Source organism: Suicoccus acidiformans (assembly GCF_003546865.1).
GTDB lineage: Bacteria > Bacillota > Bacilli > Lactobacillales > Aerococcaceae > Suicoccus > Suicoccus acidiformans.
Window position 1 is genome coordinate 1,086,774 of the sequence record NZ_CP023434.1, and the last position, 21,828, is coordinate 1,108,601.

Genomic DNA, 21,828 nt, shown 5'->3' on the forward strand with positions numbered 1-21,828 from the left:
TTTGACTGGCTTAACTCAAATGAATTTATGGGAGAAAATCCTTTGGTATTATGATATTAACGGGGTTTATGTTTGGGAGCAATTTCTCCAACATTTACTACTGAGTTTCTATGGGGTCATACTCGCGGCCATCATTGCGGTTCCCTTAGGTTTCTATTTAGCCCGTCATCATAAATTAGCCCAATGGATCATTCAACTCGCAAGTCTCATTCAAATCGTGCCATCCATTGCCTTGATGACGCTATTGATGTTTCTGTTTGGCTTAGGGCCTAATCTGGTTATCTTGACCATATTCCTTTATTCTTTATTGCCGATTTTAAGCAATACTTATACGGGAGTGATGAATGTCGACCAGAATGTCATCAACGCTGGTAAGGGTATGGGGATGACGCGCAATCAGGTTCTTTTCAATATCGAAATTCCGCTGAGCCTTTCAATTATTATCTCTGGTATTCGTAGTGCCTTTGTTATGGCTATCGGTGTAGCAACCATTGGTGCCTTCGTAGGGGCTGGTGGCCTGGGGATGGTCTTAATCCGTGGCATGCGTGCTTCAGACGGGACGGCCATTATCTTGGCGGCAGTTATCCCGATTGCCTTATTATCGATCGTCTCAGATATTATGCTATCCTTTGTAGAGAAACGCTTGAACCCATATCGGGCGTAAAGAGAGTTTATTCAAAAAACGCATCTCAGCAACTTGAGTGAAAGTTACTGGGGTGCGTTTCGATGTTTGTAGTGCTTGATGGCGGGGAAGTGTGCATTTACGTCATGTATTAAGGATCCAGTTCCGTGGGGAGCGCAAATTGTACCCCTTGTCAAGGACAATCGCAAAAAATTCCTTGACAAATGGGATATAAAGTTATTTTTCAATATAATCATAGATGTGTGCTCCGAAGAAAGCTCATGTACTTTCCGTATTTCGAGGCCTTGTCGCGCCATAGCGTTAGCATTGCAGATGGCCTGGGGTGTCAAGGGGATAAGCGTCGCCAGACGCGGCCCTTGATTCGCCTGGATAACTGCGTACAATCCACCTCCCTGGCGCGACAAGGGCGTGTATGATTACTCGAACGCATTACTCATGTTCTCTGTCATACTTACTCTTTTGATCTTGGATGTTTCAATTAATCCTTCATATGGATATTGTCCTGTTAGATATAATTGATAATAACGCTTTGGAGGCAACCCAGCTAAATTTGTTTGGTAGCGATCATTATTATAAAAATCAATTTCATCCTTCATATGTCCAAGAAATGACTCTTTTGGTGCATTGTCCCAACAGTATCCACGTCGTGACATAGATTGAAGTAACTCTTTTGATTGAAGTAACTCTTGAAACTTAATCCCTGTATAGTGCGATCCTTGGTCTGAATGGATAATTGTTTCGGTACTAAGGCTAACGCCATGTTCATTTACCAAGCATTGGATCGTCTCTAGTATAAAATCAATCTCCAAGCTATCACTCACCTGATACGCAAGAATCTTATTTGTATAGGCGTCTGAAACACTTGAAAGATAAGCAAACTTCCTGTCACCATAGGGTAAATAGCTAATATCGGTTAATAGAATTATCCGTGGTCCATAAGCTTTAAATTGCCTTGATACAAGATTTTCTTTAATAGATCCACCCTGTACTTCTTTGGCTATTTGTCGGTTTTTCCGAGGGCGGCGCACAGGACACTGTAAGCCAATTTTTTCATTAAACGACGAATTTCCTAAACATTCATAATCACACTTTTCTTATCCAAAAGCCACCAGTAAATCATTCGAGCTCCTTTGGACTTATTTCTATAGGTGTAAGCTTCTGGGATTAATTTGAAATCAGCTTCGTCTTGAGCATCTTTGGCGTCTTTATTAGGTTTTGTACACTTACCCCAGTTATAGTAACCCGATCTTGATAGGTCCCTAGTTTGACACAATAAAGTCAATGAACATTCATTGAACATTCATTATCTGGATTCATGTACTGCGTATCGATGAGTTGAAATAGAAAGTAAGTATGCGTTACGGAAGACGTTCATATTTGTGTACGAATATCTTTTTTTAATAATTCATTTAGTTGCTTTTGGATCATAAGTTCTGTCTCTAATTCATTGATACGCGCCTTGTCGCTCCGTTTCAATCATCAATATCTCCATAGGGTCATCTACTTTATTGATATAGTTACGATATAGTCTCGAGAAATTTTTAATCCGAGGCTGTCCGATGATATCAACAGGTAAGCCCATTTCTCGGATAATATCCGTAGGAGAAGGGATTGCTTGGTATCGCTCATTGAAGAGATATTTAAACGATTCTGTAAATGTCACACTTCTTTCTGTTACTTTCTGTACGTAGGGCGAAATTATCAGCTCTTATATTTCTTCTAGGGTAAATATTTTTTATTTATATACTCTTTTAGCCATGTGTCAGCAACCTTTCTGTCTTATCTAGTCGTCTAGTTTTTTTGAGGATAGTTTTAACATGTCCTTATAAGCATCTCTCCTGTTTTCCCTGTCCATTATCAAATCAAGAGTTTTATATTGTTCACCATAAGTCATAAAATTCTAAGGTATCCATAAAAAATTATATAATTTTCTCCTGTCTATTAAGTTTTCAAGGGATTATTCGGTGTTTATTTTTATGGGGTTAGTTTACTGCGTCCGACGGAATGCAGAGGCAAATCCACAAAAGATTACAGCAAATCTTCTTAAAAAATAAGCAATAGATTAGAATGGCTACTTGTTTTGTTGCTTTGGACAAACATTTTGTAAATTATTAGTAAAGGATACGGTTTCATTATTAATCGATTTGCTTGCTCAAGCCCTGTCCAGTATAATGCAAAGTGAAGATATTAAGGAGGATAGAGATGAACTATAAAGTGCTTGTTGTAGATATTGATGATACATTAATGACGAGTGAGAATAAAATTTCACCGAAAACCCGTGAAGCGATTATGGCCATGCAAGAGGCAGGCTATATATTTGTGCTGGCGAGTGGTCGTCCTTACCAGTCGGTTTACCGGATTGCTAAGGATTTAGAATTGGACCGTTTCGGTTCATATATTATTTCCTTCAACGGTGGCCGGGTGACTGAAGTGGCCAGTGAAGGGATTATCTATGCGCAACCCATGGATGAGAAGGAGCAGCTGGATGTCATCGACTTTATTCTAGCTAATGATTTAACGCCTTTAACTTATACAGATGAAGAAATTAAGGTTCATCATAAGAATGACTATTCACACGTTGAATCGGAACTAACAGGCTTGCCTTATAGCTATGACCCTGATTTCTTCGTGAATGTGCAAGCAGCCCTACCGAAAATTATGGGAGTAGGTGATCCAGACATCGTCGGCCGTTTGGAAGCAGAAAGTCAAGGTCGTTTCAGTGACTTTACGCATGTGACCACTTCGAAGCCTTTCTATTTAGAGCTGATGCATAAGGATGTGTCGAAAGGGACTAGCTTGAAACGCTTGGCTGAGCATTTGGAATTGTCGCTTGAGCAGATTATTGCTGTTGGTGACGGCAATAACGATAAGGAAATGTTGCAGACGGCCGGTATCGGCGTTGCCATGGGGAATGCGAACGAATCACTCAAAGCCATTGCTGATGAAGTTACAGCGTCTAACGATGAAGATGGAATTGTACCAATTATTGAAAAATATTTTGCCATTTAGTTGACAGGACAGACTTGGTAAAATATAATGAAAGCACATGAGGCCATATCTATCCACGTTAGAGATGTTTCGGTTGGTGCAAGGAACAGCGGGTCAGATGCTCCCTCAGAGTATACCTGGTGAAAGCCAGGCGCATATTCAGCGTTAACGGAATACATAAGATAGATGATGTGAGTCATTATAAGCGAGGTGGTACCGTGGTTGAGCGCCCTTGCATATAATGGCTCTTTTTATTATCGCGTCTTATTTACTACCAAGATAATTTACTGCCTTGAACTCGTCAAATCTATTTCCTGCCAAAGAGGAGTCGTTTAAGGAAGAATTGGTATGATTGAAAGGGGATTAGGATGAAAGAATTAACCAGTCATCAAATACGTCAAATGTTTCTAGATTTCTTTGCAGAGAAAGGGCATAAGGTCCTACCAAGTGCTTCATTGATTCCTGTCAATGACCCTACTTTGCTTTGGATCAACTCAGGCGTTGCTACGCTTAAGAAATACTTCGATGGTACGGAGACACCCGAAGTACCACGCTTAACCAATTCACAGAAAAGTATCCGAACCAATGACATCGAAAACGTTGGTGTGACAGCTCGTCACCACACATTATTTGAAATGCTGGGCAACTTCTCTATTGGAGATTACTTCAAGGAAGATGCAATAGCATGGGCTTGGGAATTCCTTACCGATGAGCAGTGGCTAGGCTTAGATCCAGACCGTCTATACGTTACATATTATCCAGAAGATACGGAAACAAAGGAACTTTGGGAGCAAATTGAGAATTTCGATTCCAGCCACATTGTTCCAGTAGAGGATAATTTCTGGGACATCGGAGCGGGTCCTTGTGGGCCGGATACGGAAATTTTCTATGACCGGGGTGAAGCTTTCAACAATCTTGCCGAAGATGACCCAGAAAACTATCCAGGCGGTGAGAATGAGCGTTGGTTAGAAATTTGGAATCTAGTCTTTTCAGAGTTCAATCATATGCCTGATGATACATATGAGCCATTGCCACATAAGAACGTCGATACGGGGATGGGTCTGGAACGGATTACATCGGTTATTCAAGATACGCCAACGAACTTTGAGACGGATTTATTTATGCCAATCATTCAGCATATTCAAGAAATTAGTGGCGTTAATTATGCTTCTGCTGAAGACAAGCAAGTCAGTTTTAAAGTTATTGCAGACCATATTCGGGCGGTATCTTTTGCTGTAAGTGATGGGGCTTTACCATCCAATGAAGGACGCGGTTATATCTTGCGCCGCTTAATTCGCCGCTCAGTCATGCATGGTCGTCGCCTAGGTATTATGCGCCCATTCCTAGCGGAATTAGTGCCGATTGTGAGTGAAGTGATGGGGGCGCATTACCAAGAATTACATGATAAAGTTGCCTTCGTACAACAAGTGATTTCTAATGAAGAAGATCGCTTTCATGAAACCATTGAAGGGGGCGAAAACTTACTAGAAGACTTGATTGCCGACTTAAAGGCTGAAGGTAAGCAGGAAATCCCTGGGGCAAAAGCCTTCCAACTTTATGATACGTTCGGCTTCCCCTTGGAGTTAACCCAAGAGTTAGCGCAAGAGAACGGCTTGACTGTGGATGAGGCTGGCTTTGAAGAGCATATGAGTGAACAAAGAGAGCGCGCTCGGGCAGCTCGCAGTGATGAGCAAAGTATGTCTATTCAATCAGAAATTCTCCAAGAAATTGACGCGGATTTCACCTTCCTAGGTTACGAGCAAATTAAAGCCAACGGTACGGTTACGGCCATTGTTGTTGATGATCAGCGCAGTAATCAACTTCCACCCCATTCACAAGGCTGGGTATTCTTCAACCGCTCACCTTTCTATGCGGAAAGCGGGGGGCAAGTCGCTGATCAAGGGGGTATTTTCGACGGGGAGGATCTGTTTGCAGAAGTCTTAGATGTCCAAAAAGCACCTAACGGCCAGAATATGCATTACTTGAAGACATATGAGTATCCTATTAATGTGGATCAGTCGTATACTTTGGAAGTTGATGGCTCAGCACGGATGCGCACGCGCAAAAATCATACGGCGACGCATTTGTTGCACCAAGGTTTGAAGACGGTTCTCGGTGAGCATGCTAATCAAGCAGGTTCTTATGTGGGACCTGACCGCTTACGTTTCGACTTCTCGCATTTCGGTAAAGTAACCGAAGAAGAGTTGTCGCAAATTGAAGCTTATGTGAATTTCTGGATTGAGAATTCAGTTCCGGTCAATATTAGTGAAATGCCGATTGATGAAGCGAAGGCCTCCGGTGCCCAAGCCTTATTCGGTGAGAAATATGGGGATATTGTCCGTGTGGTTAATATTGCCAATGAATCCATCGAATTGTGTGGAGGAACACACGTTGGGAACACTAATGAAATCGATACGTTCAAACTTCTTTCAGAATCTGGTATCGGGGCTGGAATTCGTCGGATTGAAGCTTTGACGGGTCAAGCAGCTATTGATTACTACCGTGAGCAAGAAGCAATCTTACACCAAGCGCAAGAGGCCTTAAAGGTGTCACAAGCGGATCAAATGGTGGGCCGGATTGAACAAATGCATCAAGAAATTAAGCAGTTGGAAAGCCAAGTTGAGTCCTTAAATGCGAAATTAATTCACGTCCAAGAAGCAGACCTCTTTGCTCAAGTTGAGCAAGCAGGGGACTTTACTTACATCCTTGCTGCGGTTGATAATCAGAATAATGATCAACTACGCAACTTAGGCGATACATGGCGCGAGAAAGCGGCGTCGAATATCTTAGTGGCGGTATCCAATCAAGGCGATAAAGTCGGCCTCTTAGTCTTTGTTGATGACGACAGTGTAGCCAAAGGTGTTAAGGCAGGAGACTTAATTAAGCCACTAGCCAAATTAATCGGTGGGGGTGGCGGTGGCCGTCCACAAATGGCGCAAGCAGGCGGGAAGAATGTTGCCGGTATTCCGCAATTAATGGAAGAAGCCGGAAGTATCATTCAAGCAATCCTTGCCCCAGAAGCTGAAGCGACTGATACAGAGACAGAATCCGAAGAAGCGTAAATTTGCTAGGGTTTTCACTTGACAACTGTCTTGGAAAACTATATATTTAGCCCATAAGCGAAGAGGAGTCCGGAAATGTACGTATTTCGGACTTTTCTTCTTGGCTTAGGCCTTTCGTTGAAGAAACGAGTCAGTTTAGACTATGTTTTTATTGCTGAATATGCTATACTGATTGCGAACGAACGTTCTTTATTTTTGTTAGATGTTTCTTATTTAATATAATTAAGTTATAATAAGATTAGAAAGGATCGGTGCTGCATGAAATCATTGGACGAAACAATCATGTTTAAATTGGATGATTTGGAACAAAGATCAGTCAGAGAAACTTTGGAGACAGTTTATCATGCCTTGGAAGAGAAGGGCTATGATCCAGTGAACCAAATTGTGGGTTATTTATTATCCGGTGACCCAGCTTATATTCCACGTCATAATGATGCGAGAAATTTAATTCGTCGCTATGAACGGGATGAATTGCTTGAGAAACTTGTGGAATATTATGTCACAGGTAAAGAATCTTAATGGCGGGATATAAACGGAGTATGGGTTTAGACGTGGGGAGTCGCACCGTAGGCATTGCCCTTAGCGATTTGCTCGGTCTAACAGCTCAAGGATTGGAAACATTACGCATTGATGAAGAGGCAGATGACTATGCTATTGACACCTTAATTACTTTGATTAAAGAGCATGATGTGGATACGGTTGTCATCGGCTTACCTAAGAATATGAATAATACATTAGGTCCGCGGGCAGAAGCCTCTCAGCGATATGGGGAGATGTTAGCTGCAGCGTACCCAGATGTACGCATTGTCTATCAAGATGAGCGCTTAACCACTTCTCAAGCAGAGCGGATGTTAATTCAAGAAGGAAATGTGTCGCGCAAGAAACGCAAAGAGGTTATTGATAAGTTAGCTGCAGTATTAATATTGCAGAATTACTTAGATAGCCAACCATAACATTAGAAAGAGGGTTCCTTATGACAGATACACATCATGAACATGATCACGAACAAGATGAGTTCATAACGATTGTTGACGAAGAGGGCAATGAAACCTTATATCAGATTTTATTTACCTTTGAATCCAATGATTATGGCAAGAATTATGTCTTGCTGTACTCTGCCGGTGTGGCTGGCGATGAAGAAATTGAATTACAAGCCTATTCTTATACGGAAGATTCTGAGGGCGAATCAGGAGCACTCCTGCCAATTGAAACTGACGAAGAATGGGATATGATCGAAGAAGTATTGAATACCTTTCTAGAGGATGATGCCTAATCGGTCAAGCACTTTTACATTTATGTAGAAGTGTTATCTTTTTTTGTCAAAGAATATTCATGGTTTATTAGCGCAAGCTCTGGTATAATCTCATCAATAATATGATGACGACTTTTTCTAATCTACCGCTTTAACGGCGCTCAGACATGAAATGCGTAAAGCGATGAGAACTAGTGCGCAAGGCAAAAAAGGAGTATATATGGCAAAGGACAATTGGAAAGAACTGCAAGAGAAAGCCAAGCAGAATGAAAGTTTGCATGTTAAAGAACGTCTTTGGACAAATCGGATTGTTCATTGGCTTCTGCTAGCCATGCTTATTATTATCCTTGGCTCGGCCATTGGTGCTACTACTTATGTGAAGAAAGCCCTTGGACCAGCAGATGCGACCAATGCTGAAACCATCCGAGTGGAGATTCCGATTGGAAGTACGGCGGATGACATTTCGCGCATTCTGGCAGATGCTGGCTTAGTGAGTCAAAGAGATATCTTTAATTATTACTTGAAATGGACGAATGATACTGAACTTCAGGCGGGTTACTATGAGTTCTCAAAGGCAATGGATGCCGATCAATTGATTGAAGTCCTCCAGAAAGGTGGCGAGCCAATCTTCGTCGATGCGGATACGAATATTACCGTTATTGAAGGGACAACGCTTGCCGATATTGCTAAAGTTGTGGATGAACAAACAGCAATCAGTGAAGAGGAGTTCTTAGAAACTGTCGATAGTCCAGAATTTATCGAAAGTTTACAGAAGCAGTTTCCGAGCCTGTTCGAGAGTATGCCTGAATTGGATACAATGGAACATCCACTGGAAGGCTATCTCTTCCCAGCTACTTATGAGTATTTCGCGGGAATGAGTGCGACAGAACTCATTACTGAAATGGTGAAGGCAAGTAATGCCACCTACCAACGTTTAGTCGATGATATGCCGAATACCTACTTGACATATCATCAAATCTTAACGCTTGCTTCAATAATTGAGAATGAAGCAATTACCGAAGAAGACCGCGGTCTTGTCTCAGGTGTCTTCTATAATCGGATGGCGATTGACATGCCAATCCAAAGTGATGTGACCGTTCTATATGCTCTGGGTGAGCATAAGGAATTTGTCACTTATGATGACATTGAAACGGAATCACCTTACAATACTTACACCAATACTGGCTTACCGCCTGGACCAGTGAGCAATGCGGCCTTAACTGCGATAACCGCAGCGATTTATCCGACTTGGAATGACTATTACTATTTCGTAGCGGATATAGATACGCAAGAAATCTATTACTCAGCAACTTTAGAAGAGCACGAGTTACTTGTTGAAGAGCACGTTAATGCCCGTCAAGCTTCCATTGAAGCAGATGAAGCACCGAACGTTCAAGAAACAGCAGACGATGAGGAAGTGGCAGATGAAGGTGTTCCAGAAGCAGGAGATGCTGAAGAAGTTGCGCAGTAATTAATTAAAGTATTCGAAGAGCAACGACCTCAAAGAGGGCGTTGTTCTATCTTTTAACGTTAAGTGAACGGCTTATTTATATTATTAAAAGGAAAGTAGGTGTTGGGATGGGGCGCATTGTTATAGGTGTAACCGGAGGTTCGGGAAGTGGTAAGTCCAGTATTTCTAAAGCGATTATGGAACATTTCTCTGGTTATTCAGTTACGCTATTTGCTCAAGATTCGTATTATAAAGATCAGAGTCAATTGACATACGAAGAGAGGCTAAAGACGAACTATGATCACCCGGATGCTTTTGACAATGAACTGTTTTATGAGCATTTGAAGCAGTTGATTGCAGGTGAAGCGATCGAAAAACCAGTGTATGACTATAAGAAACATACCCGTAGTTCAGCCACTGAAAAGCAGGTCCCTCAGTCAGTTATTATTGTTGAAGGTATTCTGATTTTATATGATCGAGCTATTCGAGATTTATTGGATATTAAAGTCTATGTAGATACGGACGATGATATTCGCTTAGCCCGCCGTGTTCAACGTGATGTGCTTGAGCGGGGCCGGTCAGTGGAGTCAGTTATTCGCCAATACGTTGATGTGGTTAAACCGATGCATCATCAATTTATTGATCCGACTAAGCGCTATGCGGATGTTATTATACCAGAAGAGGCATACAACCTAGTAGGTCTCGATTTAATTACGACGAAAATTAGTACATTTTTGAATATAAAAGAATAGGAGTTTAGATTAATGGATGCTAAAGTTTACCCAATGACACTTGAAGGAAAAGCTAAATTAGAGGCAGAATTAGAAGATTTAAAAGTTAATAAACGTAAGGAAATTATCGAAAGAATTAAAGTTGCGCGTAGTTTCGGGGATTTATCAGAGAATTCTGAATACGAATCAGCCAAAGATGAGCAAGCCTTTGTGGAAGGCCGTATTTCAACATTAGAGAATATGATTCGTTTTGCAGAAATCATCGATGATAAAGACATCGCGGCCGATGAAGTAAGTCTTGGTCGTACGGTTACTTTCGTTGAAATGCCAGATGGCGACGAAGAAACTTATACGATTGTCGGTTCAGCCGAATCAGACCCGCTAGAATTCAAAATTTCGAATGATTCTCCAATTGCTCAAGCGATTATCGGCAAGAAATTAGGTGATGTCGTAAGCATTGAAACGCCAGGCGGTGCTTTTGATGTGAAAATCACAAAAATTGAGCAAGCTAATTAAGAGGCTGCTGATAAACCTCACGTATTTCTGTGAGCTGGCCCCAACAATCGTAAAAAATAGAGGTCATGAGTTTCACCAATTCAATCGTGTGACTCATTGCCTCTATTATTTTTACTTATTTGCTTCTTTTTCTTCCTTTAATTTGATTATTCGCTTCATATTCGTTATGAATATGGTTGCACCTACTTGTAAAGTCACGCCTAATAAACCGACACTTTTGGCTTGTTTCATACCATGTCGGTTCTTTAATTCATCATGCTTGGCCTCAATCATATAGCGCGTCTTAGCTTTCTCTTTAAATCGATCTGTTTCCTGGAAATTCGCTTGATGTCGATGTAAGTTACTTTGAATGGTTACAGAATATGATTTGGACTTCGCGCCTACTTTATAACATCCTTCTTGAATTGGACATATCTTACATTTCTCCACATCAAAGAAATAGACCTCACGTTGATTTTCTTTGGCATCTTTTCTTCCTTGGCGAGCTTTGCGAATAGCTAAGTGACCTGCGGGACATTGGTAGCGTTCAGCATCCTTGTTATAATCCCATTTATCTTCATCTTTGCGATAACCGTCCATAACAGCAGAATTCAATTGTGAGACTAAATCAAAATTATGTTTTAAAGTATATTCAATATTGCGCTTACCAGAGTATGCTTTGTCTGCTGTGATCGCTTCAATTTCCATGCCATTATTACGTGACTTTTCATAGAGCTGCTTCATTTCAGGGTCATCTGCTCTCTCGCCAGATGTTACAATAGCTGCTGTAATAATTCGATCGCCACTCATAACGATATGGGTCTTATATCCGAAGAATGAACTATCTGCAGACTTATGCCCAAGTTTCGCATCGTCCTTGCTTAGAGAGTGTAAATTGTTCAAGTCATCTTCGACTGATTCAATTAAACGGTTTAACTTTTGTTTGATGGCTTCATAAGCAAGTAATTCTGGCTTCTGTTCCATCATTTGGATGAGTGATTGACAGTAATCAAGCTCACTTTGTAGATTGTCTTCATCATGACGAGGTGGAAGCTCTTCCTTAATTGAGTCATCTACTTTATCAATAGCTTTACGTAATTGTTTGGCACGTTCATGGAGAACTTCTTGAGGTTTTCTCGATTTATAAATGGAGTGGGTATGCGTGGCATCCATAATTAGATCTTTACTTTCGAGTACACCTTCATCAAGCGCTATCTCAACAGACTTTTGAATAAGTATATCTAGCAATGTCTCGTCTTTAATACGTTGGCGTCGAAATTTCGAGAGCGTAGATACGTCAATGGGAGTATCTTCCGGGGCTAAGCCCAAAAAGTACTTAAAGGACATGTCATACCGCGCTCTTTCAACAAGATCTCTATCTGATAAATCATACATTGCCTTAAGGAGTAGATATTTAAATAACTGAATGGGCATTCAGCAGGACGACCATTGTCGGGCGAGTATTTGGTAGACAACTCCTCATAAATGAAGCTAAAGTCCACCCTGTCATTCATTTGATGAAGAACATGATCCTCAGGAATTAATAAATCATATAACTCTGAGTACGAACTTAAGAGCAAAGATGTTTGGTTTACCAGCATTTATGACACCTCCATTTAGTATAGTTATATCATAAAAGCGTTCCAAAATACCGAATCGCTCGCATATTTTGGAACGCTTGTTTGGGGTTTTTCAGCAGTCTCTTTTGTTATAATTATTGTTATGTATTTGCTAACAAAATTTTATTAGAAACTTCAATTAACTTATCAAGACAATTGTTAATTTCGCCATTATTATCAATTATATAGTCAGCATATTCTCTATAAAGATGAATTCTTTGATTATATAAACTCTCTAACCGAAAGATATTATCTCGTAATAATGGTCTATTCTTTGTTTCAATATCAGCATAAATTTTATTTAAAGGTCGATTTAAAAAAATGGTATAACCATTCTCTTTAAGTACAACCATTGTTTTTTGCATTGTAACCACACCGCCACCTGTTGCTATAACAGATGCTTGATTATGTTTAGTTATTTTATCAGCAACATTGTACTCTATTTCTCTAAAGTAAGCTTCTCCTTTGTCTTTAAAAATAGATATGATACTTTGATTTAGATTATCTTCTATCACACAATCCATATCATAGTATGTGCAATTTAACTCATCAGCTAAAAGTTTACCTAGGGTTGATTTACCTGAACCAGGAAGGCCAATTAAAACAATGTTTTTCATCATTACCATCTTTCATTTTTTTCAGTATACACTATAGTATACACTATAAAGGATAGGCATGAAACACTCATTTTGTTCAATGATTATTAATTATTTCTGTGTTAGAATAAGTTAAACTTTAATCATTAAGGAGTATCTTCATGAGTGATATACGTATTCAACCACAGAAGCTTTCCGGAATAGTTCATATCCCTCCTTCCAAGAGCATGGCCCATCGTGTTGTAATTGCAGCTAGCCTAAGTGAAGGACAAAGTATCATTCGCAATATTCAACTATCAGATGACATCATAGCAACCATTACTGGCATGCGAACGCTAGGTGCTCGTATCGATCAAGTACCCGACCCTAAGATTGATGGAGGGGTAAGCTTGATGATTCACGGGGCGAATCCTACCGGCGCCCAGCAAGAAACAGGCATTGTACGAGAAATCGATGCTAATGAGTCGGGCTCGACTTTACGATTCCTTGTGCCTATCTCATCACTATTTCCGGGAGAGACACATTTCATCGGACGAGGTAAATTAGGCAGTCGGCCCATGACGATATATGAAGAGATATACCGGGACCAGGGCTTATCTTATAGAGCAGGTATAGGCGACTTATTGGATTTACAACTTGCAGGAAGCTTAAAGCCAGGCACTTATACTGTGGCAGGCAATGTTTCCTCGCAGTTTATCACTGGCTTGCTTTTTACCTTGCCTTTGTTAGAAGAGGATTCACAGATTAAACTGACTACGGAACTGGAGTCGGTGGGTTATATTTATTTAACTTTGGATGTTTTGCAACACTTTGGTATTCAAGTGCACTTTCATCGGGCTGAGGGACTTTTCGAAATTCCTGGGGGACAAAGCTATCAGGCTACTGATTATACGGTTGAAGGAGATTATTCTCAAGCAGCTTTCTTCTTAGTGGCGGGAGCTTTAGGCAATGATGTTATGATAGAGGGACTTGATAAAGATTCAGCCCAAGGCGATAAAGCGATTATGGATTTCCTTCAAGCCTTCGGTGCGGAAATTGTTGAACAGGGCGATGCAATTCAAGCATTGGCACCTGCCGGGGGACTCACGGGTGGAGTGACTTTGGACGGTTCGCAGTGTCCCGATATTATCCCTGTGACTGCTTTAGCATCCTGCTTGGCGACGGGCGAAACGGTGATTGAGCATTTAGAGCGCTTGCGCATAAAAGAATCTGATCGACTGGCCGCAACGGCTGAAGAATTAAGTAAACTTGGCGCTTCGATTGAGGTGGTTGATGACAGTTTAGTTATCAATGGTGTCGCTAGCTTGAATGGACAGGCCGAAGTATGGAGCCATAAAGACCATCGAATGGCCATGATGTTGGCGGTCGCTTCAACGGTATGTAGCGAAGCCATCCTTATTCAAGATTCAGAATGTGTTGCTAAGTCTTACCCGGAATTCTGGCAGGACTTTCAGAAATTAGGAGGAATGATAGATGAGTGGCGTATGGGGGAATAAATTAAAAGTATCGATTTTCGGCGAATCTCATGGGCCAGCCATTGGGGTGACCTTACACAATTTACCCGCTGGTATTCGCTTAGATGAAGATGCCATCCTTAAAGAAATGGCTCGTCGGGCTCCTGGTAGTAGCGATCTGACGACGCCACGCAAGGAGAAGGATCAACCAGAAATTGTTTCAGGCTATTTAGACGGTCAAACAACGGGCGCCCCTTTGACGGCGGTCATTTGGAACACGAATACCCGCTCTAAAGACTATAGTCAGATGAAGCGTTTGATGCGGCCGGGTCAGGCAGATTATCCGGGGCGTATGCGCTATGATGGCTTCGCTGATTACCGGGGGAGTGGCCACTTCTCAGGGCGGATTACGGCGCCCTTAGTTTTTGCGGGGGCCATTGCCAAGGGCTGGCTTGCGGAACGGGGAATTCGCATTGGCGCACATGTTCTGTCCATCGAGAAAATTTACGACCGCCAGTATACTTTAGAAGATGAATTAACCACTGAATTACTTCAAAAATGGGCTAGTGAACAATTACCGCTCTTTGAAGAAGAGGTTCGCCCAGATATGGAAGAAGCGATTTATGCTGCCAAGCAGGCGGAAGATTCGGTAGGCGGCGTGGTAGAAACGATTGTCAGCGGGGTTCCGGCTGGCTATGGCAATCCTTTCTTTGATTCAGTGGAAGCAACCTTGGCGCATTTAATTTTCTCCGTCCCGGCGACGAAGGGCTTGGAATTCGGTTCGGGCTTTGATATTGCTGCTATGCGAGGTTCGCAAGCTAATGATGCTTATTATTACGATACAAACGGCAACGTGAAGACGAAAACAAACCATAACGGTGGAATTATCGGTGGCATTACCTACGGAATGCCCATTGTCTTTCGAACGGCTATTAAACCGCCGGCTTCGATTGGCCAAGACCAGGAGACGATAGATATTGAAAGTGGCGAGAATACGACCATGGAAACACATGGACGCCACGATCCGTGTATTGTTCCAAGGGTGATACCGGTTCTAGAAGCAGTGACAGCCTTGGCGTTGATGGATTTAATTTTGGTGAAAGAGGGGATTGAATTTGCGAAGTCTTGAGGAATTACGAGAAGAAATTAATCAAATTGATACAGAACTAACTAAACTAATTGAAGCACGCTTTAAGTGTGCCGTTGAAGTTGCCCAGTATAAGCAGGCGCATGACTTGCCGGTCTTTGATGAGAAACGGGAAGCCATTGTTCTTGAGCGGAATGTTTCGGCCGTGAGTGATACACGCTTTGAAGATGATATTCGGCGTTTCTATCAAAGTTTGATGGACATTTCCAAGGATATTCAGCGACAAGAGTTGCAGGCGGAAGAATGATCAGCATCATTATCGGCGCTGAAGCGAAATGAAGTCTAATATTCATGCTTAGCCAAATATAATAAGCCCAAAATGCATCCAGCAGTATTGACACTGATTGGGTGTATTTTTGGTGGTGGGTATTATATTTATTTTGCGTTGTTAGAGCTTGTTTGCTCAGCTTATATTCACTGTTTCTCTTATGCAATTGTTAGTAATTACTTCATCTCACACTTAAAGCTTGCTATAATGATAACTACAAGGAGGGGCGCGATGAAAGAGTATTTGAAGCAGAATTTATTAATAATTGCCTGCATGGTGATCCTGTTGCTCGTCATAGATATATTTACAGACTGGCACTCACTGGCAGCCTTTATTATCGGCACGCTATTTCTATTGGCATCGATATTTGTGGAACGAAAAGGGCTTAGTCGGCTTTCTTTGTTTATTGCGACGTTTGCTTTCGTATTAGCCATATTTCTCACCCAGTCGATCTGGTTATTGGCCGTGGTTTTTATTCTCTTTCTGATTGTTTTCCGTGCGCCAACAGGCAATGAATTCTTCGATACGGGTGAGGCGAAGTTGGTCTCGCCCGCTAGTAAGAATACTTATATTGGGGTGAAATTAGTCCAGCCGCAAAGTAAGCAAAGGAAGCCTTTAGTAACGGAACAAGTGAATTTAAGCCAAGCAAATGAGCAACAAGCATGGGATGATATTAACCTGGTAATGCTTGGTGGCAATGCCATTGTTGACTTAGGTAATACTAATTTGCCGGAAGGTGAATCCATTATTATGTTAAGAAAGCTAGTAGGCCGAACGCGCATCATTGTGCCCAGTGATGTTGGCTTGCACATTAATTTCAGTACCATGTCCGGTGCGGTTATCTTTGAACAGCAACGCTATGACTTAACCGGGGAGAATTTCCGCTGGGAAAGTCCGTCTTATCAAGCTTCTCCGAGGCGGATGAAGTTGGTGCTTTCAGTTGTCTTTGGTGATGTCGAGGTGATCGTGCTATGAATATTAGGCTTTGGTTGCGTCTTTTTTGGCATCAGTTAAGCATGTTAGGGTTGATTCTGCTGGGGCTTTTGCTGTTATTGGTAGAAGGCTTCGCTTTAATAGCCTGGCAGGACTTACTTACTTTGACTTGGCTGAATATCCCCGTATATTTGCTTGTTCTAGCTTTACTGGTGACAATTGCTGCATTCTATTCAGCTTATCTTGCGCTGAACTTGTCTCAGCCTTACGAGATGATTCAAGCTCAGCTGAGTTGGTTACTGATGGGAAAATATCAACATCCGATTTTCAAAGAAAAGCCTCGTAATGTGAGTTGGTATGAAACGGATAATCAAGTTTGTGGGTCAATCCTAGGTTTACGGCAGAAATTATTGCAACTTCATTCTGATTTGCAGGAATTATCGGCCGCCCCAACCTTTGTCTCTCAGGAGACTAAAGAGGAGATTATAGAAGGGGAACGCCACCGGATTGCCCGGGAACTTCATGATTCGGTGAGTCAACAATTATTTGCTGCAACGATGTTGATTTCCTTAGTACGCGAGCAAATGGAAGAGGGGGCTTCACAAGAAGTTATTCTGAAACAGGTCGGACACGTCGAGTCGATTGTGCAGAAAGCTCAATCTGAGATGCGGGCCTTACTCTTACACCTTAGGCCGATTGAACTGTATGATAAGACCTTGGCCCAAGGGGTCGAAGAATTGTTGCGGGAACTGAATCCGAAAGTTCCTATGACGTTGACTTGGGATATTCAAGTCCCTAAGTTGGAATCGGGCTTAGAAGATCATATCTTTCGTATTGTCCAAGAGTGTGTCTCGAATACATTGCGTCATGCGGAAGCGAAACGCTTGGAAGTATATTTACACGATAATAATGGTGTCTTACGCCTTAGAATTATTGATGACGGGAAAGGCTTTAACCCCGATCAAGAGTCTTTGGCCGGGCATTATGGTTTGAATAATTTAGCTGAACGGGTGAAGAATATGGGTGGTAGCCATCAAATTTTCAGTCAAGTCGGAGAGGGCACTACGATTGATATTTCGATTCCGCTAGCAGCTCAATCAATAACAGAAGGTAGAGGGATGGAATGATACGAGTTTTATTAATTGATGACCATGAAATGGTCCGCTTGGGTGTTTCTGCTTATTTAGCAGCCCAAGATGATATTGAAGTAATTGCTGAAGCGGATAATGGACTGGTAGGTTATCATAAAGCCTTGGAGTTAAAGCCCGACATCATTCTGATGGATTTAGTGATGGATACGATGGACGGCATTGAGTCCACCCAGAAGATTCTAGCGGAATGGCCGGAAGCTAAGATTATTATTGTGACAAGCTTTATAGACGATGAGAAAGTTTTCCCGGCCTTGGAAGCCGGCGCCAAAAGTTATATTCTCAAGACATCATCTGCTAAGGAGATTGCTGAAGCTATTCGGGCAACCTATGGCGGGGATGAAGTCATAGGGCCGGAAGTTAGCGAGAAGGTCCTCAACCGCGATAGCCAAGCCCAGCAACCCCAATTGCATGACCAGCTTACCGGACGCGAATTGGAAGTCTTAAGTCTATTGGCAGACGGCATGAGTAATCAGGAAATCGCCGATGAGCTTTTCATTACCTTGAAGACGGTCAAGACTCATGTTTCCAATATCCTATCCAAATTGGAAGTGAGTGACCGTACCCAAGCGACAATTTATGCTTACCAACATGGACTGAAAGAGAAGTAATTAAAGTCTAACAAAAAATGAACATTATCGGTGCCTTTAACAACTTTCACAAAATTACTCACGTCAGTGATAAGCAGACGACTCAAGGCATCACCACAGTCGATTTCAAGTGGCGTGAAAATGAATATCCTTCAGAAAGAATCTATTCCAGCTTTCTGTTGGTTTTTCATAGTGGTTGCGGCTGTTTTGATGCTGATGATTAACACTAAGATAGTATTTAAGTCTGAGACCGATTCATTTATTATCAGGCCAGATAAGCAAGTCATTTCCCTAGTTGGAAGCATCAAGGTATAATATGTCCGTAAGAATTGGAGGGATAAGTATGCAAATAACAGTAGATTCACGTGCAGTGACATGGTTTAGTGAAGAGATGGGGCGTCCTGATGGGACTGGGATTCGCTTCGGTGTGCAAATTTATGGCAACAGTCCGGTGCAGAATGGCTTTGCTTTAGCCGTTGAACCAGACAAGCCAGTTGAAATTGGGGCGCAATTCCAGGCAGATAATGGCTTATTATTCTATGTTGAGGCGGCCGATGTCTGGTTTTTCGATGGGCATGATTTACAGGTTCAGTATAATGAAGAGCTCCACGAACCAAGCTATCAATATGTGAAGCCGCAATAGTTGCTCATATATTTCCGTCTCAAGTCGGATGGCATCTTTTATTCGATTCGGTAATATATTCTATGAGGTGAGAAGATGACACATTCATTCTGGTTAGATGTATTGAAACTCGGTCTATCCAATATCCTTGTTTATACGAAATCCCAAACGAAGGTGATTGGTTTAACCATTCTACTCTTTACGATGGGCTTTGTCTGGGTTGATTTATCTTTTGGTTGGGCTTTGCTTATAGCCATTGGGATTAGTATATTGGATTTATTGCCGGTAATTGGGGCGGGGATGGTCTTTATTCCCTGGATACTTGTAGAATGGCTTACGGGAGATGCGAGTCAAGGGTGGAAATTGCTGGCAATTTATGTGCTAGTGGAAGTAATTACGGAGCTTATTGAACCCTTCTTTCTGGGGCGTGATTTAGCGATGCCGCTCTGGTTGCCGGCAGTGATTATGATCCTTTGTAGTATTCTCTTCAATGTGTGGGGAATTCTTATTGCTTCACTTGCGATTCCATTTATTTCCGCCTATCGAACAGTCCTAGCTAAATACCGAACTTAAACGTTTTCCTTTGCAGGGAAGTGCTTTTTTTGTTAGGCTGACGTTGTAAGGGCAAGTATGTTGTTAAACTTAGGCTAGGAGGCTTAATATGATAGATAAGGCAAGTTTAGGAAAATCCGGCATTGAAGTGTTTCCGATTGGCTTTGGGGCTAATGCGATTGGGGGGGCATAATTTATACCCTAATATTGATGAGGAAGAGAATCGTAATTTGCTCCGGGCGATCTTTGAGAGCGAGATTAATTTCATCGATCCGGCTTATGTATATGGGAACGGGCGGTCCGAAGAATTAATCGGGGAAGTCTTGCAGGAATACAAGCGTGAAGATGTGGTCATCGCTACGAAGGCTGCTCATAGTCAGAATGAAGCTGGCGAAGTAATTATGGACAATTCACCCGGCTTTCTGCGCAAATCGGTTGATGAAGCGCTTGAACGTCTTCAAACCGATTATATTGATTTATTCTATATTCATTTCCCAGATGAGGCGACGCCGAAAGACGAAGCGGTTGCGGCTTTGGCTGAGATGAAGCAGGCAGGTAAGATTCGTGCGATTGGTGTATCTAACTTCAGCCTAGAGCAGTTGCAAATTGCCAATAAGAACGGAGATGTGGATGTTTACCAAGGGGAGTTTAATTTGGTAGAGCGAGGCGCTGAAGCGGACTTATTAGCCTATACGGCCGAGCATAACATTACATTTATTCCGTATTTCCCCTTGGCTTCAGGTTTATTGACGGGTAAATATACCGAAGAAGTGACCTTTCCGGAAGACGATCTGCGCAGTGGCCAAGCTAACTTCAAGGGCGAACGTTACCAAACGATCGTCAGCAAAGTTCAGCAGTTAAAGCCTATAGCTGACAAATATGAGGTGGACATTGTCCACATTGTCTTAAACTGGTACTTTAGCCGGCCTTCTATGGATGTAATTATCCCTGGGGCTAAGCATGTAGACCAAATGCGCAGTAACCTGAAAGCAGTAAGCTTTGAATTGAGCGAAAACGATATTCAAGCAATTGACGAACTGTTTGCGGACTTTAAATAAGAATACATAACCCAATAAAAAATCCTCATAACACCTATTTGTTGGTGTTATGAGGATTTATAAGTTAGCTTATTGTTCTAAAGCTTTGATGATAGCTTCATTGAAAGCTGGAATATCTTCCGGGGTACGGCTTGACACTAGACCAGATGGGTCTGTGACGACTTCTTTATCAAAGAAGAGGCCACCTGCATTAATAACGTCGACAGCGACTTGCTTAACGGCTGTCACCCGTTTACCGCGTAAGACATCAGCATTCACCAGTAATTGGGGCGCATGGCAAATGGAGAAGATTGGCTTTTCTTCATAGGCAAATTCTCTAACGAAGGCCAACATGTCTTCATCTGCCCGTAATTTATCCGGAGAATAACCACCCGGGATTAATAAGGCGTCAAAGTCCGCTGCATCAGCGTCTTTAACCGCTTGATCGATTTCAACCTCTACACCTTCAGTCTTGCCTTTAACCACTTGACCGGCTTCGATGCCAATGGTCACTACTTCATGACCAGCTTCTTCTAAAGCCTCCCGTGGTGAAGTATATTCCACATCTTCAAATAAATCAGTAATGACTGTTGCAACTTTTGTCATTCAAATCTTCCTTTCTTTAAAGGTTTATATAATTATAACCTTTAATCAATATTGTTACAAAAGATACGTTTAGGCAATTACTTGTTTGCATAGTTGATAAATCCGTTCTCTGCATAAGGGTAATTCCATGCAAAGGCTTTCATCATGCGCTATAATAGCTCTAAGGAGGAGATTGAATGAAGATAGCGCTCATCGCCCATGATAAGAAGAAGGATGAAATGGTAGCTTTTACAACGGCTTATCGGGAAATTCTGGCCCAACACGATCTCTATGCCACGGGTACGACGGGTTTACGGATTCAAGAAGCGACCAATTTACCTGTGCATCGCTTTAAATCTGGTCCCCTAGGCGGCGATCAACAAATTGGGGCAGAAGTGTCCAACAATAATATTGATTTGGTGATTTTCTTACGGGATCCACTGACCCCGCAAGCTCATGAGCCGGATATTTCTGCTTTGTTAAGGTTATGTGATGTCTACAATATTCCATTAGCAACGAATGTTGGGTCGGCTGAAGGCTTACTCCGGGCACTAGATGCTGGCTTTATGGCCTGGCGCGAGCTGGTACGCGGGCATGATTTCGACCAAATTGAAATTTAGTCAATAAAAGTCAAATTAACTATTGACCTTTCCTGA

At 41.9% G+C, this 21,828-nt stretch carries 23 protein-coding genes and 1 pseudogene; 19 read left to right on the forward strand and 5 right to left on the reverse strand.

Annotated features, from left to right (window positions below; all coding sequences use genetic code 11):
- The first annotated feature begins 1 nt into the window (after window position 1).
- On the forward strand, window positions 2-664 hold the full coding sequence (locus CL176_RS05140) for an ABC transporter permease (RefSeq protein ID WP_240430593.1): 663 nt from the start codon (window positions 2-4) through the stop codon (window positions 662-664).
- Between the two features lie 395 nt (window positions 665-1,059).
- Here the strand turns inward: CL176_RS05140 and CL176_RS05145 are convergent, their stop codons facing one another.
- Both CL176_RS05145 and CL176_RS05150 read right to left on the reverse strand, forming a co-directional pair.
- Window positions 1,060-1,671 carry a DDE-type integrase/transposase/recombinase gene (locus tag CL176_RS05145; protein ID WP_162890831.1) on the reverse strand — a complete coding sequence of 204 codons (612 nt, stop codon included), beginning with the start codon at window positions 1,669-1,671 and terminating at the stop codon, window positions 1,060-1,062.
- A gap of 416 nt (window positions 1,672-2,087) precedes the next feature.
- A complete protein-coding gene (locus CL176_RS05150; RefSeq protein ID WP_338053771.1) occupies window positions 2,088-2,348 on the reverse strand; it encodes an HTH domain-containing protein in 261 nt (86 codons plus the stop codon).
- 497 nt (window positions 2,349-2,845) lie between these two features.
- Between CL176_RS05150 and CL176_RS05155 the strand changes: the two genes are divergently transcribed.
- From CL176_RS05155 to greA, 8 genes are all read left to right on the forward strand, one after another.
- On the forward strand, window positions 2,846-3,652 hold the full coding sequence (locus CL176_RS05155) for a Cof-type HAD-IIB family hydrolase (protein ID WP_118990346.1): 807 nt from the start codon (window positions 2,846-2,848) through the stop codon (window positions 3,650-3,652).
- Between the two features lie 347 nt (window positions 3,653-3,999).
- Window positions 4,000-6,693: an alanine--tRNA ligase gene (gene alaS / locus CL176_RS05160; protein WP_118990347.1), complete on the forward strand. Its 2,694-nt coding sequence runs from the start codon at window positions 4,000-4,002 to the stop codon at window positions 6,691-6,693.
- Window positions 6,694-6,951: 258 nt separating this feature from the next.
- Window positions 6,952-7,212: an IreB family regulatory phosphoprotein gene (locus CL176_RS05165; protein WP_118990348.1), complete on the forward strand. Its 261-nt coding sequence runs from the start codon at window positions 6,952-6,954 to the stop codon at window positions 7,210-7,212.
- Window positions 7,212-7,646: a Holliday junction resolvase RuvX gene (ruvX, locus tag CL176_RS05170; protein ID WP_240430594.1), complete on the forward strand. Its 435-nt coding sequence runs from the start codon at window positions 7,212-7,214 to the stop codon at window positions 7,644-7,646. The genes CL176_RS05165 and ruvX overlap by 1 nt, the downstream gene beginning before the upstream one ends.
- Window positions 7,647-7,666: 20 nt before the next feature.
- The gene (locus CL176_RS05175) at window positions 7,667-7,966 is read left to right on the forward strand and encodes a DUF1292 domain-containing protein (RefSeq protein WP_118990349.1); all 300 of its coding nucleotides are present in this window, start codon (window positions 7,667-7,669) and stop codon (window positions 7,964-7,966) included.
- Window positions 7,967-8,165: 199 nt separating this feature from the next.
- Window positions 8,166-9,416: an endolytic transglycosylase MltG gene (gene mltG, locus CL176_RS05180; RefSeq protein ID WP_118990350.1), complete on the forward strand. Its 1,251-nt coding sequence runs from the start codon at window positions 8,166-8,168 to the stop codon at window positions 9,414-9,416.
- A gap of 107 nt (window positions 9,417-9,523) precedes the next feature.
- The gene (gene udk / locus CL176_RS05185; RefSeq protein ID WP_118991571.1) at window positions 9,524-10,147 is read left to right on the forward strand and encodes a uridine kinase; all 624 of its coding nucleotides are present in this window, start codon (window positions 9,524-9,526) and stop codon (window positions 10,145-10,147) included.
- A 12-nt stretch (window positions 10,148-10,159) separates the two neighbouring features.
- Window positions 10,160-10,642, forward strand: coding sequence for a transcription elongation factor GreA (greA, locus tag CL176_RS05190; protein WP_118990351.1), 483 nt, complete (start codon window positions 10,160-10,162; stop codon window positions 10,640-10,642).
- A gap of 111 nt (window positions 10,643-10,753) precedes the next feature.
- Here greA and CL176_RS05195 read toward each other — a convergent pair.
- Together CL176_RS05195 and CL176_RS05200 are read right to left on the reverse strand one after the other, a co-directional pair.
- Window positions 10,754-12,222 (reverse strand): annotated as a pseudogene (locus CL176_RS05195) (IS1182 family transposase).
- Window positions 12,223-12,341: 119 nt separating this feature from the next.
- A complete protein-coding gene (locus tag CL176_RS05200; protein WP_162890832.1) occupies window positions 12,342-12,857 on the reverse strand; it encodes a shikimate kinase in 516 nt (171 codons plus the stop codon).
- Between the two features lie 140 nt (window positions 12,858-12,997).
- On the opposite strand from CL176_RS05200, the gene aroA reads away from it, so the two are divergent.
- The 9 genes from aroA to CL176_RS05245 all read left to right on the forward strand — a co-directional run bounded on the left by aroA (window position 12,998) and on the right by CL176_RS05245 (window position 20,608).
- Window positions 12,998-14,332 carry a 3-phosphoshikimate 1-carboxyvinyltransferase gene (aroA, locus tag CL176_RS05205; protein WP_118990353.1) on the forward strand — a complete coding sequence of 445 codons (1,335 nt, stop codon included), beginning with the start codon at window positions 12,998-13,000 and terminating at the stop codon, window positions 14,330-14,332.
- A complete protein-coding gene (gene aroC / locus CL176_RS05210; protein WP_118990354.1) occupies window positions 14,310-15,419 on the forward strand; it encodes a chorismate synthase in 1,110 nt (369 codons plus the stop codon). The genes aroA and aroC overlap by 23 nt, the downstream gene beginning before the upstream one ends.
- Window positions 15,406-15,684 (forward strand): chorismate mutase, encoded by a 279-nt coding sequence (locus tag CL176_RS05215; protein ID WP_162890833.1) that lies wholly within the window; start codon window positions 15,406-15,408, stop codon window positions 15,682-15,684. The genes aroC and CL176_RS05215 overlap by 14 nt, the downstream gene beginning before the upstream one ends.
- Before the next feature lie 252 nt (window positions 15,685-15,936).
- Window positions 15,937-16,680 carry a cell wall-active antibiotics response protein LiaF gene (liaF, locus tag CL176_RS05220; RefSeq protein WP_162890834.1) on the forward strand — a complete coding sequence of 248 codons (744 nt, stop codon included), beginning with the start codon at window positions 15,937-15,939 and terminating at the stop codon, window positions 16,678-16,680.
- The gene (locus tag CL176_RS05225; protein WP_118990357.1) at window positions 16,677-17,765 is read left to right on the forward strand and encodes a sensor histidine kinase; all 1,089 of its coding nucleotides are present in this window, start codon (window positions 16,677-16,679) and stop codon (window positions 17,763-17,765) included. Before liaF ends, CL176_RS05225 begins: the two co-directional genes overlap by 4 nt.
- The gene (locus CL176_RS05230; protein ID WP_118990358.1) at window positions 17,762-18,397 is read left to right on the forward strand and encodes a response regulator; all 636 of its coding nucleotides are present in this window, start codon (window positions 17,762-17,764) and stop codon (window positions 18,395-18,397) included. Before CL176_RS05225 ends, CL176_RS05230 begins: the two co-directional genes overlap by 4 nt.
- 322 nt (window positions 18,398-18,719) lie before the next feature.
- Window positions 18,720-19,019, forward strand: a complete 300-nt coding sequence (locus CL176_RS05235; protein WP_118990359.1) for a HesB/YadR/YfhF family protein — start codon at window positions 18,720-18,722, stop codon at window positions 19,017-19,019.
- Window positions 19,020-19,094: 75 nt separating this feature from the next.
- Entirely contained in the window at window positions 19,095-19,571 is a 477-nt protein-coding gene (locus CL176_RS05240; RefSeq protein WP_118990360.1) for an AI-2E family transporter, read from the forward strand.
- Between the two features lie 122 nt (window positions 19,572-19,693).
- Window positions 19,694-20,608 carry an aldo/keto reductase gene (locus CL176_RS05245; RefSeq protein WP_338053757.1) on the forward strand — a complete coding sequence of 305 codons (915 nt, stop codon included), beginning with the start codon at window positions 19,694-19,696 and terminating at the stop codon, window positions 20,606-20,608.
- A 69-nt stretch (window positions 20,609-20,677) separates the two neighbouring features.
- Here CL176_RS05245 and CL176_RS05250 read toward each other — a convergent pair whose 3' ends face one another.
- Window positions 20,678-21,193 carry a type 1 glutamine amidotransferase domain-containing protein gene (locus CL176_RS05250; protein ID WP_118990361.1) on the reverse strand — a complete coding sequence of 172 codons (516 nt, stop codon included), beginning with the start codon at window positions 21,191-21,193 and terminating at the stop codon, window positions 20,678-20,680.
- Window positions 21,194-21,369: 176 nt separating this feature from the next.
- Between CL176_RS05250 and mgsA the strand changes: the two genes are divergently transcribed.
- Window positions 21,370-21,792: a methylglyoxal synthase gene (gene mgsA, locus CL176_RS05255; protein ID WP_118990362.1), complete on the forward strand. Its 423-nt coding sequence runs from the start codon at window positions 21,370-21,372 to the stop codon at window positions 21,790-21,792.
- The last annotated feature ends 36 nt before the right edge of the window (window positions 21,793-21,828 follow it).